The 14,841-nt window shown below is 74.2% G+C and carries 10 protein-coding genes; 4 read left to right on the top strand and 6 right to left on the bottom strand.

What is annotated here, in order from left to right; all coding sequences use genetic code 11:
* Positions 1 to 9: 9 nt before the first annotated feature.
* Complete coding sequence (gene scpA, locus ACWDCZ_RS22410; RefSeq protein WP_449816783.1) at positions 10 to 2,229, bottom strand: methylmalonyl-CoA mutase; 2,220 nt, start codon at positions 2,227 to 2,229, stop codon at positions 10 to 12.
* Positions 2,226 to 4,094 carry a methylmalonyl-CoA mutase small subunit gene (gene mutA / locus ACWDCZ_RS22405; protein WP_449816782.1) on the bottom strand — a complete coding sequence of 623 codons (1,869 nt, stop codon included), beginning with the start codon at positions 4,092 to 4,094 and terminating at the stop codon, positions 2,226 to 2,228. The genes scpA and mutA overlap by 4 nt, the downstream gene beginning before the upstream one ends.
* 562 nt (positions 4,095 to 4,656) lie before the next feature.
* On the opposite strand from mutA, the gene ACWDCZ_RS22400 reads away from it, so the two are divergent.
* Positions 4,657 to 5,742 carry an NlpC/P60 family protein gene (locus tag ACWDCZ_RS22400; RefSeq protein WP_449816781.1) on the top strand — a complete coding sequence of 362 codons (1,086 nt, stop codon included), beginning with the start codon at positions 4,657 to 4,659 and terminating at the stop codon, positions 5,740 to 5,742.
* A 109-nt stretch (positions 5,743 to 5,851) separates the two neighbouring features.
* On the opposite strand, the gene ACWDCZ_RS22395 is transcribed toward ACWDCZ_RS22400, so the two are convergent.
* Entirely contained in the window at positions 5,852 to 6,367 is a 516-nt protein-coding gene (locus tag ACWDCZ_RS22395; RefSeq protein WP_117486994.1) for a MarR family winged helix-turn-helix transcriptional regulator, read from the bottom strand.
* A gap of 55 nt (positions 6,368 to 6,422) precedes the next feature.
* Between ACWDCZ_RS22395 and ACWDCZ_RS22390 the strand changes: the two genes are divergently transcribed.
* From ACWDCZ_RS22390 to ACWDCZ_RS22380, 3 genes are all read left to right on the top strand, one after another.
* A complete protein-coding gene (locus ACWDCZ_RS22390; protein ID WP_449816780.1) occupies positions 6,423 to 7,499 on the top strand; it encodes an ABC transporter substrate-binding protein in 1,077 nt (358 codons plus the stop codon).
* A gap of 127 nt (positions 7,500 to 7,626) precedes the next feature.
* Positions 7,627 to 9,126 (top strand): APC family permease, encoded by a 1,500-nt coding sequence (locus tag ACWDCZ_RS22385; RefSeq protein WP_449816779.1) that lies wholly within the window; start codon positions 7,627 to 7,629, stop codon positions 9,124 to 9,126.
* A complete protein-coding gene (locus ACWDCZ_RS22380) occupies positions 9,123 to 10,142 on the top strand; it encodes an acetamidase/formamidase family protein (protein ID WP_387823444.1) in 1,020 nt (339 codons plus the stop codon). The genes ACWDCZ_RS22385 and ACWDCZ_RS22380 overlap by 4 nt, the downstream gene beginning before the upstream one ends.
* Positions 10,143 to 10,313: 171 nt before the next feature.
* On the opposite strand, the gene ACWDCZ_RS22375 is transcribed toward ACWDCZ_RS22380, so the two are convergent.
* The 3 genes from ACWDCZ_RS22375 to ACWDCZ_RS22365 all read right to left on the bottom strand — a co-directional run bounded on the left by ACWDCZ_RS22375 (position 10,314) and on the right by ACWDCZ_RS22365 (position 14,436).
* Positions 10,314 to 10,682 (bottom strand): BlaI/MecI/CopY family transcriptional regulator, encoded by a 369-nt coding sequence (locus ACWDCZ_RS22375; RefSeq protein WP_049650008.1) that lies wholly within the window; start codon positions 10,680 to 10,682, stop codon positions 10,314 to 10,316.
* Between the two features lie 215 nt (positions 10,683 to 10,897).
* A complete protein-coding gene (locus tag ACWDCZ_RS22370) occupies positions 10,898 to 13,639 on the bottom strand; it encodes an FtsX-like permease family protein (protein ID WP_375874861.1) in 2,742 nt (913 codons plus the stop codon).
* Positions 13,636 to 14,436 carry an ABC transporter ATP-binding protein gene (locus ACWDCZ_RS22365; RefSeq protein ID WP_117486990.1) on the bottom strand — a complete coding sequence of 267 codons (801 nt, stop codon included), beginning with the start codon at positions 14,434 to 14,436 and terminating at the stop codon, positions 13,636 to 13,638. The genes ACWDCZ_RS22370 and ACWDCZ_RS22365 overlap by 4 nt, the downstream gene beginning before the upstream one ends.
* Positions 14,437 to 14,841: the final 405 nt, after the last annotated feature.

The following is a 14,841-nucleotide window of genomic DNA, read 5'->3' as shown; positions in this document are numbered from 1 at the left end:
TTCAGGCAATCACAGCTCGTGGCCGAGGTCGGCCGCCAGGGACTTGAGCAGGTCGTACGCCGCGTCCGGGATGACCGTCCCCGGGGGGAAGACCGCCGCGGCGCCGGCCTCGTACAGGGCGTCGAAGTCCTGCGGCGGGATGACTCCGCCGACCACGATGGTGATGTCCTCCCGTCCCGCCGCGGCGAGTTCGGCGCGCAGCGCGGGCACCAGCGTGAGGTGTCCGGCGGCGAGCGAGGACACGCCGACGATGTGCACGTCGGCCTCGACGGCCTGGCGGGCGACCTCGGCCGGGGTCTGGAAGAGCGGGCCGACGTCCACCGTGAAGCCGAGGTCGGCGAAGGCGGTGGCGATCACCTTCTGGCCTCGGTCGTGGCCGTCCTGGCCCATCTTGGCGACCAGGATGCGCGGACGGCGGCCCTCGGCCTGCTCGAACCGCTCGACCAGGTCGCGGGTGCGCTGGAGGGAGGCCGACGGGCCCGCTTCGTCTCGGTACACACCGGAGATGGTACGGATCTGGCCGGAGTGGCGGCCGTAGACCTTCTCCAGGGCGTCGGAGATCTCGCCGACGGTGGCCTTGGCCCGGGCCGCGTTGACGGCCAGGTGCAGCAGGTTGCCGTCCAGTGAGCCGCCGCGCTGCGGGCCGGCCTCGGCGGCGGCCGTCAGCGCGCGCAGCGCGTCCTGGCACGCGGCCTCGTCGCGTTCGGCGCGCAGTCGGCGCAGCTTCTCGACCTGCCGTGCCCGCACCGAGGAGTTGTCGACCTTGAGCACGTCGATCTGCTCGTCGTTCTCCACCCGGTACTTGTTGACGCCGATCACCGGCTGGCGGCCGGAGTCGATCCGCGCCTGGGTGCGGGCGGCGGCCTCCTCGACGCGCAGCTTGGGGATGCCCGCGTCGATGGCCTTGGCCATGCCGCCGGCCGCCTCGACCTCCTGGATGTGCTCCCAGGCCCTCGACGCGAGGTCGTGGGTCAACTTCTCGACGTAGGCGGAGCCGCCCCACGGGTCGATCACCCGGCAGGTGCCCGACTCCTGCTGGAGCAGCAGCTGGGTGTTGCGGGCGATCCGGGCGGAGAAGTCGGTGGGCAGGGCGAGGGCCTCGTCCAGGGCGTTGGTGTGCAGCGACTGGGTGTGGCCCTGGGTCGCGGCCATCGCCTCCACGCAGGTGCGGGTGACGTTGTTGAACACGTCCTGGGCGGTGAGCGACCAGCCCGAGGTCTGCGAATGGGTGCGCAGCGACAGGGACTTGGGGTTCTTGGGGTCGAACTGCTTGACCAGCTTGGCCCACAGCAGCCGGGCCGCGCGCAGCTTGGCGACCTCCATGAAGAAGTTCATGCCGATCGCCCAGAAGAACGACAGCCGCGGTGCGAAGGCGTCCACGTCCAGGCCCACGTCCAGGCCCGCGCGCAGGTACTCCACCCCGTCGGCCAGGGTGTAGGCCAGCTCCAGGTCGGCCGTCGCACCGGCCTCCTGGATGTGGTAGCCGGAGATGGAGATCGAGTTGTACCGGGGCATCTTCTGCGAGGTGTACGCGAAGATGTCCGAGATGATCCGCATCGACGGCTGCGGCGGGTAGATGTAGGTGTTGCGGACCATGAACTCCTTGAGGATGTCGTTCTGGATGGTCCCGGCGAGCTTCTCCGGCGGTACGCCCTGCTCCTCGGCCGCGACGATGTACAGCGCGAGGACGGGCAGTACGGCGCCGTTCATGGTCATCGACACGGACATCTTGTCCAGCGGGATGCCGTCGAAGAGTTGGCGCATGTCGTAGATCGAGTCGATCGCCACGCCCGCCATGCCGACGTCGCCGGTGACCCGCGGGTGGTCGCTGTCGTAGCCGCGGTGGGTCGGCAGGTCGAAGGCGACGGACAGGCCCTTCTGGCCGGCCGCGAGGTTGCGGCGGTAGAAGGCGTTGGACTCCTCGGCGGTGGAGAAGCCCGCGTACTGGCGGACGGTCCAGGGCTGGTTGACGTACATGGTCGGGTACGGCCCGCGCAGGTACGGGGCGATGCCCGGGTAGGTCTCCAGGAAGTCCAGCCCGGCGAGGTCGGCCCCGGTGTAAAGCGGCTTGACGCCGATGCCCTCGGGGGTGTCCCAGAGCAGCTCGTCGACGTCCTTGCCGGTGGACTGGCGCCAGGCGGCCCGCCACTGCTCGTCGGTGACGCCAGGGCCGCCCGTGAGGCTGCCGGCGGCGCCGTCCAGCCCGATTCCGGTGAAGTCGGGGATCATCGAGCGGCTCCGATCTGGTCCAGCAGGGAGGTCAGGACGGCGACCGCGTCGCCCCCCGCGAAGATGAACTCGTCCACGCCGTCGGGTACTTCGGCGGGTCGCCCGGCGAGCAGCACCCGTTCGGCGCCGGCCGCCTTCAGGGCGCCGGCGACCGGGGCGGCGTGCTCGGCGTACAGCGCGTCGCTGGAGCAGAGGCAGGCGACGGTCGCGCCGGAGGCCCGGAAGGCCTCGGCGAAGGCCGCCGGGTCGACGGACTCGGCCGAGACCGTCGCGATGCCGCCCGCCTGGAACAGGTTGGCGGCGAAGGTGGTGCGCGCGGTGTGCGCGGAGGCGGTGCCGATCGAGGCGAGGAAGAGCTTCGGGCGGGCGCCGTGCGTGGCGGCGTGGGCGTCCGAGCGGTCCCGCAGGGCCTCGTAGGCCTCGGCGCGGCGCACCCGCGGCAGCCCGCCGCCGGGTGCGGCCGGGGCCGGTTCGCGGACCAGCGGCTGCTCGTCCAGGTGCGGGAACTCGCTGACGCCGGTGACGGGTTCGCGCCGCTTGGCGAGCCGTACCGAGCGCTCGGCCCAGGTCGCGGCGATCCGCTCGCCGACGAGGCCGGACTCCAGGGCGGCCTGCTGTCCGCCGGCCCGCTCGATCTCCTGGAACCAGGCCCAGGCGGCCCGGGCCAGCTCCTCGCTCAGCTGCTCGACGTACCAGGAGCCGCCGGCCGGGTCGATCACCCGGGCCAGGTGGGACTCCTCCAGCAGGATCGCCTGGGTGTTGCGGGCGATCCGGCGGGCGAAGGCGTCCGGCAGGCCGAGTGCGCTGTCGAAGGGCAGCACGGTGACGGCGTCCGCGCCGCCGACCCCGGCGGCCAGGCAGGCGATCGTGGTGCGCAGCATGTTCACCCACGGGTCGCGGGCGGTCATCATCACCCGGGAGGTGACGGCGTGCTGGCGCTGCGCCGAGGCGGCCGCACCGGCCCCCGAGACCTCGGCGACCCGGGCCCAGAGGCGGCGCGCGGCACGGAACTTGGCGATGGTGAGGAACTGGTCGCCGTCGGCGGCGTAGCGGAACTCCAGCTGGCCGAGCGCGTCGTCGACCGGGAGGCCGGCGGCGGTCAGCGCGCGCAGGTAGGCGACGCCGGTGGCCAGCGAGCAGCCCAGCTCCTGGGCGGGGGAGGCGCCTGCCTCGTGGTACGGCAGGGCGTCCACCGTGAGCGCCCGCAGGCCCGGGTACCCGTTGGCGCAGCGGGCGGCCAGCGCGGTGGCCTCGGCGAGCAGCGCCCCGGTGCGGTCGGTCCGACCGGTGCGGGCCTGGAGGCCGAGCGGGTCGGCGCCGAGGTTGCCGGCGGCGGCGCCGGGGGAGACCTCGCGCTCCTCGTACAGGTTGAACAACTGCTCGGCGGCGTCGGTGAATTCGGCGCCGGCGTCGAGCGCCACGGCGGCCAGGTCCAGGTACACGCCGGTGAGCGCCTCGGGCAGGGCGTCCACCGGGAGGCCCGCGCCGCCCAGCTCCAGCCAGAGCGAGCTCACGCCGTGCTCCAGGTCGGCCAGGACAGCCTCGTTGGCGCGCCGGCGGTCCGGGTCGGCGTGCCGCTGGCGGACGTCCCAGCCGGCCACGGCGGAGCCCTGCGGCCGGCCGCCGCGCACGAACGGCGGGAAGCCCGGGTAGCCCGGGTCGGCGTCGGTGTCCTCGGCGGTGTACAGGGGGCGTGCGCTCAGCCCGTCCTGGAGCCGGGTGGTGAGCGCCTGCTCGGCGGCGGGACCGTCCTCGGGCTGGGCACCGGACTTGCGCAGCACGCCCTGGACGAGCTGCTGCCACTGCTCTCGGTGCGCGGCCGGGAACTCGGCAGCGAGGGGGAGCCCTTCGGGCGGGACCTTCATGTGCGCAGGTTAGCGCCCGTGCGCGGGACTGCAGGAGAGGAATCTCATGTGACCTTTCCCTCGGTTCGGCCGCTCGCGAGCACTGTCCGGGGCGGGGGGTGCCATGGCGTGCGGGGACGGCTGGCACCCGCGGCCGATAGGGGTGTCGGCAGGGGGTCGGAGGTCAGGGGGTCGGAGGCGCCGGGTGGGGTCGTCCGGGGTGTCCGCGGAGGCGGGCGGCGCGGTCATCCGAGCGCGTCGTCCGGGGGGCGTCCGGGCCGTCGTCGGTGATCCGACCGGCGGTCGTCGGGTGGTGGGAGGTGTCCGCGGTGTCCGGAGGTGTCCGAGGTCAACGCCGATGGCACGGAACGCGATCGATGTCCTGTCATGCTGTCAAAACGTCATGATCAGGGGGATTGCGGAACCCGGCCCCTCATCTATTAAGTTACTTCGAAGAAGGTGGGCGGGGCAGCACCCCCCCGTTGCTCGTCCTGCCCGCCTTCGTCGTCCCCAGGCACCGGCCGAGCCGTCCCCCCGCTCCGCCCGGACCGTCCCGAGATTCCCCCGAAGGAGAGCGACCGCCATGGGAAAGCGCCGCAAGCCCAGCCCCCCGAGCCGGGCCCGCATGGCGGTCCTCACCACGGCCATGGCGGCCGGCGGCGCGGTCCTCGCCTCCGGTACCGCCCACGCCGAGCCGACCCCGAACCTCGCCACCGTCAAGGAGCAGGTCGACCAGCTCAACGAGGACGCCGAGCAGGCGATCGAGAAGTACAACGGCTTCCAGGCGAAGCAGCAGAAGCTCCAGGGCGAGGCCAACCAGATCCAGGAGAAGGTCGTCCGGGGCCAGGAGGCGATGAACGAGCTGCGGACCCGGCTCGGCGCGGTCGCCGCCGACCAGTACCGCACCAACGGCATCGACCCGTCGGTCCAGCTGATGCTCGACTCCGACCCGGCCGCCTACCTGGAGCGCGCCTCGGTGCAGAACCAGGTCTCCGACTCCCAGGCGAGTCTGCTCAAGCAGGCCCAGGACGAGCAGCGCAAGCTCGACCAGGACCGCGCCGAGGCCACCGCCACCCTGGCCGCGCTCGACTCGGTGGGCACGCAGCTGGCGGAGCAGAAGAAGGACATCCAGACCAAGCTGGCCCAGGCCCAGGGGATGCTGAACAAGCTCAGCGCCGAGGACCGCGCCAAGATCAACGCCCAGCAGAACGCGGAGAAGGCCAAGGCCGAGGCCCAGCAGGCCGCCGCCGCCGCGGCCAAGGACCGCGCCTCCCGCTCCAGCGACCGCCCGGACATGAACGCCCCGGTGCCGTCGGCCAGCGGCCGGGCCGGCGCCATCATCGCGTTCGCCCAGGCCCAGCTCGGCAAGCCCTACGGCTGGGGCAAGACCGGCCCCGCGACCTTCGACTGCTCCGGCCTCACCAGCCAGGCCTACCGCGCGGCGGGCGTCACCATCTCCCGGACGTCCGAGGAGCAGTGGAAGGACGGCCCGCACGTCGACCGTGCCAACCTCCAGCCCGGCGACCTGGTGTTCTTCTACGACGACCTGCACCACGTCGGCCTGTACATCGGCGACGGCAAGATGATCCACGCCCCGCGCACGGGCAAGAACATCGAGGTCCTGCCGATCTCCGTGATGCCCTACAAGGGCGCCGTCCGCCCGGCCTGACCGCGTCCGATCGCGTGCCGCGACGGCCCGCTCCCGCTTCGGCGGGGGCGGGCCGTCGTCGTCCGTGGGTGCCGTTGTCGTGTGCCCGGGGGTGGCCGGGCCGGGCCGGTCAGAGCGCGGCGAGCCGCCGCAGCACGTGCGCCGGGTCGGTGAGGCCGCAGGCCCGGCGCACGGCGGCGTCGTGGGCGGCGGCGAGGGCGTCCAGCCGGGTCAGCCGGGTGCGGCCCTGGCGGGAGAGGTGGGCGGTGATCCGGCGGCGGTCCTGGTCGTCCTGGCGCCGGTAGACCCAGCCGGAGTCGGCCAGCGAGTCCACCAGCCGGCTCAGGCTCGCCTGCGGGATCAGCAGGGCCTGGGCCAGCTCGCCCATCGCGTGTCCCCGGTCGTCCGCGAGGACGCGCAGCAGCCGCCACTGGTCGACGGTGCAGTCCTCCTCGGCGAGGGCGGCGGCGAGGCCGCCGGAGAGCCTGCGGTGGGCCAGCGTGACCAGCTCGACCAGCAGCGGCTCCGGGGCGGCCGGGGGTCGCGCCGCGGCGGCGACGGTCTGCTCGGCGGCCGGGGCGGCGGTCCGGGCGGCGGGATCGCCGGGACGGCCGTCGACCCCCGGTGCGGCACCAGCTGCGGTCATCGGACCCTCCCGTTCCGGCCTTCCCCGATATCGGCGGTACGACGATACTCGCACCGTGAGCATCGAGGTGAGGGTGATCGATCCGCTCGATGCGCTGCACTCGGCTCGGGACGGGGCGGCGTTCCGGGTGGGCCTCGTCGTGCCGCAGTCCGGCCCGCTCGGGCTCACCGGCCCGTCCGCGCTGGACGGCGCGCTGCTCGCCGCGCACGAGGTCAACGCGGGCGGCGGGGTCCTCGGCCGCCCGCTGGAGCTGGTGCTGGTGGACGGCGGCGGCGCGCCGGGCCCGGTCGCCGGGGAGGTGCGGCGCCTGCTGGACGCCGGGGCGCTGGACGCGCTCGCCGGGTGCCACACCAGCGATGTGCACCGGGCGGTCGAGACCGTTGCCGCGGGCCGTCTCGCGTACGTCTTCACCCCGCCGCACGAGGGCGGCTCCCGGCTGCCCGGCGTGCTCTGCACCGGCATCGACCCGTCCCGCCAATTCGGCCCAGCGATCCAGGAGTTGACGGATCGTCACGGGATCGCCCGCTGGGCGCTGATCGGGAACGACTACATCTGGCCGCGCTCCGTCCACCGGGCCGCCGAGGGTCTCGCGGCGCGGGCCGGCGCCCGGGTGGTGCTGGAGCGGCGGGTCCCCTTCGGGGCGGTCGAGGAGGCGCTCGACCCGCTGCTGGACGCGCTGCGTTCGGCCCGCGCGGACGCCCTGCTGCTCAGTCTGATCGGGCGCGACCTGGTGCAGTTCAACCGGGCGCTGCGGCGCAGCGGGCTGGACCGCGGGCTGGTGCGGCTCTCCGGCTCCCTGGAGGAGAACGGCCTGCTCGCGCTCGGCGGCGACGACACCGGGACGCTGTACGCGGCGATGCCCTCCTTCGCGACGCTGGCCGAGGAGCGCCGGCAGCGCCTCGCCGAGCGGCACCGGGCCCTGTGCGGTCCGTGGGCGCCGGTCCTGGACGCCTACGCGGTGGGCCTGTACGAGGGCCTGCGGCTGCTCGCCGACCTGGCGGCCCGTCGGGCCCTGGCCCCGGACGGCCTGCTGGCGGCCGCGGGCCGGCTGCTGCACGGTGAGGCCGCGGGCCGGGCGCCGATCCACCTCGCCCGCGCCGAGGGCCTCGGCTTCGCCGTCCTGCCCCGGTAGGTCAAGCCGGCTCCGGGCACTCCGTTCTCGTCAGGTGGAATGTCGGAACGAAACCCTTCCATCTGGAAATAGTTCCCTCTACAGTCTCCCCACACCCCTCGCAGGGTCGTCACGGAGAGAGAGCACCATGGCCGACACACCCGCACCCCAGGGCATCGAGAGCTACGGCTACCAGCAGGAACTGCGCCGTTCGCTCGGCTTCACCGACCTGCTCGTCTACGGGCTGGTGTTCATGGTGCCGATCGCACCGTTCGGCATCTTCGGCGGCGTCTTCCAGGGCTCCGGCGGCATGGTCGCCCTGGCCTACGTCCTCGGCATGGTGGCGATGATGTTCACCGCCCTGTCGTACGCCCAGATGTCCCGGGCCTTCCCGATGGCCGGCTCGGTCTACACCTACGCGGGCCGTGGCATCGCCGCCCCGGTCGGCTTCCTGTCCGGCTGGATGATCCTGCTCGACTACGTGCTGGTGCCCGGGCTGCTGTACCTGATCGCCGGTGTCGCGATGAACTCGCTGGTGCCGTCGATCCCGGTCTGGCTCTGGCTGATCGGCTTCGTGCTGCTCAACACCGTGGTCAACTACCTGGGCATCGAGACCACCAACCGGGTCAACAAGGCGATGCTGATCGGCGAACTCGTCGTGCTGGCCCTGTTCGTGGTGGTCGGCGTGATCGCCCTGGCCAACGGCAAGGGCCGGGGCTTCGACTTCACACCGCTGTACAACGGGCACACCTTCTCGTGGAGCCTGGCCTTCGGGGCGGTCTCGATCGCGGTGCTCAGCTTCCTGGGCTTCGACGGCATCTCCACCCTCTCGGAGGAGAACCGGGACTCCGCCAAGGCCATCGGCCGGTCCATGGTCGCCGCGCTGCTGCTCGCGGGCACACTGTTCATCGTGCAGACCTGGGTCGCCTCGCTGCTGGTCGCCGACCCCGACGCGCTGATCCGGGACGGCGACCCGAACGGCACCGCCTTCTACGACGCGGCCCGCACCGCCGCCGGCGGCTGGCTCGCCACGCTGACCGCCGCCTCCACCGCCGTGGCCTGGGGCTTCGCCAACTCGCTGGTCGCCCAGGCGGCCACCTCCCGGCTGCTGTACGCGATGGCCCGCGACCGCCAGCTGCCCGCCTTCCTGGCCCGGATCCACCCCACCCGCCGGGTGCCGGTCAACGCGACCCTGCTGACCGCCGGGATCTCGCTGGTGCTCGGCCTCTACACGGCCTCGCGCGAGGACGGCATCACCCTGCTGAGCACCCTGGTCAACTTCGGTGCGCTGTCCACCTTCCTGGTCCTGCACGTCGCCGTGGTCGTCCACTACCTGGTCCGCAAGCGCAGCAAGGACTACTGGCGGCACCTGATCGCCCCGGCGCTCGGCTTCGCGATCCTCGCGTACGTGGTGGTCAACGCCAACATCGCCGCCCAGCGGCTCGGGTTCGTCTGGCTGCTCGTCGGCGGGATCGTGCTCGCCGGGCTGGTGGCGACCGGGCGCAGGCCCCGGCTGGCCGTCGCCGAGACCGAGGCCGATGCTGAGGCCGCGGCCACCGATGCCACTGCCGCGAACGCCACCACCACGAACACCACCACCGCGAACAGCACCGCCACGAACAGCACCCCCGCCGAGGAGAAGCAGTGAGCCTGCCCGAGACCGTCCGGCTGTCCCCGACCCCGGAGGACTACGCCTACACCTTCGGCGGCCGCGCCCCGCTGGTCACCGTCCAGCCGGGCACCGTCGTCGAGTTGACCACCGAGGACTGCTTCGGCGGCAAGGTGCGCGGCACCGGGGACCTGCCCAGCCAGGTGTGCGTCTTCCCCTACCTCAACCCGGTCACCGGCCCGATCGCGGTGGCGGGCGCCGAGCCCGGGGACGTCCTCGCGGTGCACTTCGCGGAGATCACCCCGGCCCGGGAGTACGGCGTCTCCAGCACCTTCCCGCACTTCGGCGCGCTGACCGCGACCCACACCACCGCGATGCTGCACGCGCCGCTGGAGGAGCGGGTCTGGGTCTACGAGCTGGACGCCAAGGCGGGCGTCTGCCGGTTCCGGGCCCGCAACAGCGAGTTCACGGTGGACCTGCCGCTCGACCCGATGCACGGCACGGTCGGTGTCGCCCCGGCGGCCGGCGAGGTGCTGGCCTCGATCACCCCGGGCGCGCACGGCGGCAACCTGGACACCCCCGAGATGCGGGCCGGCACCACCGCCTACTTCCGGGTCAACGTCGAGGGCGGCCTGCTCGCCATCGGTGACGGCCACGCCCGCCAGGGCGAGGGCGAGGTGTGCGGCACGGCGGTGGAGGCGGCGATGCGCACCACCGTGATCGTCGACCTGGTCAAGGGCGGGGGACCGGCCTGGCCCCGGCTGGAGAACGACGACTTCCTGATCAGCACCGGCTCCGCCCGTCCGCTGGAGGACGCGTTCCGGATCAGCCAGCACGACCTGGTCGGCTGGACCGGCGAACTGCTCGGCCTGGACCAGCTGGACGCCTACCAGCTGGTCAGCCAGGCCGGCTTGGCCCCGGCGGCGAACGTCTGCGACACCAACTACACGATGGTCGCCAAGCTGCCGAAGACCCTGCTCGGCCGGGCCCGCGCCTACGACGGGCTGCACGACCGGCTGCGCCGGACGGCGGAGGCGTACCTGCGGCACCGGTGACGACGAGGCACCGGTGACAACGCCGGTCCGGCCGCGCGGGTTCAGGCGCGCGGGTCAAGGACACGGCAAATCCCACGAACCCCCACCCCCCACCCCCACCCGGGGCCCGTCGGCACCCCCACGCCGACGGGCCCACGGGGGTGTGTTCGGGGACGGATCCGAGCGCGAGGACTACCCGGCCTCCCGGGACCTCGCGTGTTCGAGGGCGGCGAGCAGGGCCGAGGCCTCCGCTCCGCTGATCCGGTCGACGAAGTGGAGCAGCGCGCCCGCCCGGTCGGGGGTGGTCTCCAGCGCCCGGTGCATCAGCCGGGCGGTGTACTCCTCGCGGGTGCAGCTCGGCCGGTACACCCAGGCGCGGCCGACCTTGTCGCGGCGCAGCCAGCCCTTGGTGTGCAGGATGTCCGCGACCGTGGTGACGGTGGTGTACGCGACGGCCCGGTCCCGCTGGAGGTCGTCGACCACCTCGCGCACCGTGGCGGGCCGGTCCCAGGACCAGAACCGGTCCATGATCTCGGCCTCCAGGTCCCCGAACCCCCGCAGCACCGCCCTCTACTCCCTCTGCTCCCTCGCCGAACCGGACGCCGACGCCCTTGGCCCGCCGGATCGCGGCCCATGGTACGGCGAGCGCCGGGCGCCCGCCCCCGGGTGAGGGGGACGGACGCCCAGCGCGTAGCGGTCGGTGCCCGGGTGGTGCCCAAGCGGTGTCAGCCGGTGGTCGGTACGTGTGCAAGACGTGTCCGAGGCCGACGGGGCCGTCAGGACAGCCGCCGCCCGAGCGGGATGCGGGAGCGGGTGAACAGCGCCGCGAGCAGCCCCGCGACCACCGGCAGCACCAGCACGATCAGCAGCAGCTCGCCCCAGGGCGCGGTGATCAGCGCCGGCTTGGCCCCGAACCCGCTGGCCCGGGACTTCAGCAGCCCCACCGCCGGCACGAACCCGTTGACCGCCCCGAGCAGCGCGCCCAGCAGGGCGATCAGGGTGCACTGGAGTCCCGCCATGCTCCGCCGGATCCGCGGCGGCGCGCCGACCGCGGCCAGGGTGGCCTGGTCCTGCCGGGAGTCGGCGGCCGCCAGGCCGGTGGCGATCCCGGCCGCGCCGAGCACGACCAGCGCGGCGAAGCCGGTGAGCGCCAGGCTGAGCGCGTCGCCCGTGGGCTGGTAGCCGCGCTCCACCTCCAGCGTGGCGAAGCGGTCCAGCCGGACGGCGGCCGCCGCGGCGCGCTGCTGGGCCTTGCGGTCGGGCGGCGTGGCGGGCAGCCAGACCGAGCCGGACGGCCGGGACGTGAGCCCGAGCGCGGGCAGCGCGGAGGGCAGCGCCAGGCCCTGGGCGAAGTCGGCGGCGGCCGGGTTGTCGACCAGCACCGCGTCGACCGGGACCTCCTGGACGTCCGGCTTGGGCACCTCGCCGGGCTGCAGCGGAGCGCCGCCCCCGCCGCGCAGGACCATCACGGCCTTGCCGTCGGCGCCCACCAGGGACCGGTCGAAGACCAGCAACTTCCCGGCGGCCAGCGCCTGTTCGGCGGCCGGGTCGTGGACGGCGAACAGGTTGTGCAGCACGGTGACGTCACCGGCGGCGATGTGCGGCGGCGAGCCCAGGCCGCGGCGCTCCGGCGGGCCCTGGAGCTGGACGACGCTGGAGCAGTTGTCGCAGAAGCGGTACTCCACCTGGCCGAGGTCGCCGCGCGGGCCGAGCCCGGACAGCTGCTTCTCCAGCTCGGCCCGCTCCTCGGTGAGCCGGGGCCCGTCGACGTACGTCATCAACTGGACGGCGCCGTACGGGGCCTGCGGCCGGTAGTCGCGCCGGTCCTCGGCGTCGGTGCTGGTGGAGTAGACGCCGATGGCGACGGCGCCGGCCACCGCGGCCATCACCGCGGCCACCGCCGGAGCGGTGCGCGAGCGGTGCCGGGCGGCGTCGCGCAGCGCCAGCCGGGGGCCGAGCGGCAACCGCCCGGCGGCCCGGCCGATCAGGGCGACCAGCATCGGGGTGCACAGCAGCAGGCCGATCTCGGCGGTCACCGAGCCGCCCAGCACGGTGAGCGTACGGGTGTCGTAGCCGCCCGCGCCCGGCTGGTCGCGCTTCACGGCGCCCGCGCCGTACATCGCGAGCACGGCGCCGAGGACGAGCAGTCCCAGGCCGGCGAAGGTGACCAGCCGGCTGGGGGCGCGGACGGTGTCCCGGCCGGTCAGCCCGGCGGTGACGCTGCGCCGGGCGGCCTGCAGCGCGGGCAGCGCGGCGGCGAGCAGCGCGGTGAACAGGCCGATCCCGGCGATCGCGAGGAGGTCCAGCGGCGGCACGGCGAAGTGGCCGAAGCGTACGCCGCCGAACTGCTCGATCCGCGGCCGCAGCAGGGCGACCACCGCGGTGCCGAGCACCACGCCGACCACCGCCCCGGTCGCGCCGAGGACGACGCCGCCGCCGAGCACCACCGCGCCGACGTGGGCCCGGCTCCCGCCGGCCGCGCCGAGCAGGGCGAGCTGGCGGCGGGAGCGGCGGGCGCCGACCGCGAAGGCGGGCCCGGCGAGCAGCGCGATCTCCAGCAGCGCCATGCCGCTGACGACGGCGACGACCATCTTGGTGTTGTTGGCGGCCGTCGGGTCGTGGTAGCGGTACGCGTCGCGGTAGTAGGGGACGGCCTGCTCGGGCGGCGGGGCGATCGCCACCGAGCGCGCGGTCAGGGTGTAGCCGTGGGCGTTGAACCGCTGGACGGCGGCCCAGTCGAGGGAGGCCCCGGACGGCAGCCGGACCAGCCAGCCGGACCGGGTGGCCGAGGGCTTCTCCGCGACCGGCCCGCCGGCCGCCAGCGCGGTGTTCAGCGGCTCGATCAACTCGCCGGGCCGGGCGACGAGTTCGACCCGTCCCAGCTCGCTCGGGTGCTCCACCACACCGGTGATGGTGTAGGTGGTGCGCTCCAGGCCCTGGAGGGTGGTGGTGGCGCCGGTCTTGAGCCCGGAGCGGTCCAGGAAGGCCCGGGTGACGGCGACTTCGTGCGGGGCGCTCGGGGCGCGGCCCTCGACCAGGTCGAGCCGGCCGCGCCAGATCGGGTCGCCGAGGTCGGCCTCGGTGGTGAGGGTGCGGACCAGGCCCTCGGGCGAGTCCGCGCCGGCCTCCGGCCCGGGCCGGGCCGGGGTGAGCGCGCTGCCGGGCGGCAGCAGCGCGGCGACCAGGGCGGCCGGGTCGGTGCTCGCGCCCTTCTCCTGCTCGGCCGTCGGCTTGTCGCCGGGGCGGGCCGGGACGGTGAAGGCGCCGTCCTCGGCGATCGGGGCCTGCTCGACCGGTGTGCCCGGGGCGAGCGAGGTGACCAGGGCGTCCGCGCCGCCCACCACCCGCTCGACCCGTTCGGCCGGGGTCAGCTGCCCGCTGCGGTGGACCACGTCGGCGCCGGTGACGCCGAGCACGGGCAGCGCGATCATGGCGGCGATCAGCGCGCTGCGGCCCTTGGCGCGCAGCGCGTCGCGGCGGGCGATGCGCAGGGCGACCCGCCAGGCTCCGAGCCTCACTGCGCCACCTCGCCGACCGCACCGGACGGGTGCACCGCGGCGAGGCGGGCGGAGGAGCGGCGGCCGGGGGCCTCCGAGGCGACCGCGCCGTCCCGCAGGTGGACCACCCGGTCCGCCCAACTGGCGTGGGCCGCCTCGTGGGTGACCATCATCGCGGCGGCGCCGGCGTCGCAGCGGGCGCGCAGCACGGCGAGCACCGCCTCGCCGGTGGCCGAGTCGAGGGCGCCGGTCGGCTCGTCGGCGAGCACCAGCCGGCGCTCGCCGATCAGGGCGCGGGCGATGGCCACGCGCTGCTGCTGGCCGCCGGACATGTCGTCGGGGAAGCGGTCGGCGAGCTCGCCGATGCCCAGCTCCTCCAGTGCGGCCAGCGCCTCCCGGCGGGCCCGGCGGCCCGGGACGCCGTCGAGTTCGCGCGGCAGCGAGATGTTCTCGGCGGCGGTCAGGGCCGGGATCAGGTTGTAGTCCTGGAACACGTACCCGATCGAGCGCCGCCGGAGGTCGGCGAGCCGGCCGCGGCCGAGGCCGCCGAGGGCGACCCCCTCCACCAGCACCTCGCCGTCGCTGGGCTGGTCCAGCCCGCCGGCCAGGGTCAGCAGGGTGGACTTCCCGGAGCCGGACGGGCCCATGACGGCGACGAACTCGCCCGGGTGGACGGCCAGGTCGATGCCGCGCAGGGCGTGCACCTCGGCGGCGCCCCGCCCGTGCACGCGGGTGACGTTGGCCAGGCGCAGGACGGGTGCGGGCCGGTTCGGATCGGTGTGGGACACACTTCCCCCTCGTGAGCTGCTCAACTGCATATGTCGGTGAACTATATATGTCGGAGGACGTGACGCAAGACGGGCCGGTTCCCGGGCGGCGGTGATCGGGTTCGGTCAAACTTCTACAAAGCTGTCGAGGAAGAGCGGGAAACCCCTGCCCCGGTCGTTCGGAGGCGGTCTATGCTCGGGACGGCTCACGGCTCCGGAGGCGCCCGAGACCCCCGATGCGCCGACGCGCCGTCACGTCGTCCGGGGCCGACCGCACGGCCGGCCCCCGCGCCCTGCGCGCCTCCCCGCCGACCACCGTGGCGATGGCCATCATCGAGGTCGCCCGGCCTGCCGGGAGCATCGACCGCGTGCCACCGTCCGTACCCCTCCTCCCGTGAAGGAGGTGCCGTCGTGCACACCCTGACCACCGTCGACTTCCTGGTACGGCTCGCCACC

The sequence above is a fragment of the Kitasatospora sp. NPDC001225 genome (assembly GCF_053597855.1).
This window is presented reverse-complemented; position numbering and strand designations above follow the sequence as displayed.

What these genes read in the sequence shown, in the direction of transcription:
- mutA (WP_449816782.1), bottom strand. Translation starts at nt 4,094, where the DNA reads ATGAAGGTCCCGCCCGAAGGGCTCCCCCTCGCTGCCGAGTTCCCGGCC.
- scpA (WP_449816783.1), bottom strand. Translation starts at nt 2,229, where the DNA reads ATGATCCCCGACTTCACCGGAATCGGGCTGGACGGCGCCGCCGGCAGC.
- ACWDCZ_RS22365 (WP_117486990.1), bottom strand. Translation starts at nt 14,436, where the DNA reads ATGCAGTTGAGCAGCTCACGAGGGGGAAGTGTGTCCCACACCGATCCG.
- ACWDCZ_RS22385 (WP_449816779.1), top strand. Translation starts at nt 7,627, where the DNA reads ATGGCCGACACACCCGCACCCCAGGGCATCGAGAGCTACGGCTACCAG.
- ACWDCZ_RS22400 (WP_449816781.1), top strand. Translation starts at nt 4,657, where the DNA reads ATGGGAAAGCGCCGCAAGCCCAGCCCCCCGAGCCGGGCCCGCATGGCG.
- ACWDCZ_RS22395 (WP_117486994.1), bottom strand. Translation starts at nt 6,367, where the DNA reads ATGACCGCAGCTGGTGCCGCACCGGGGGTCGACGGCCGTCCCGGCGAT.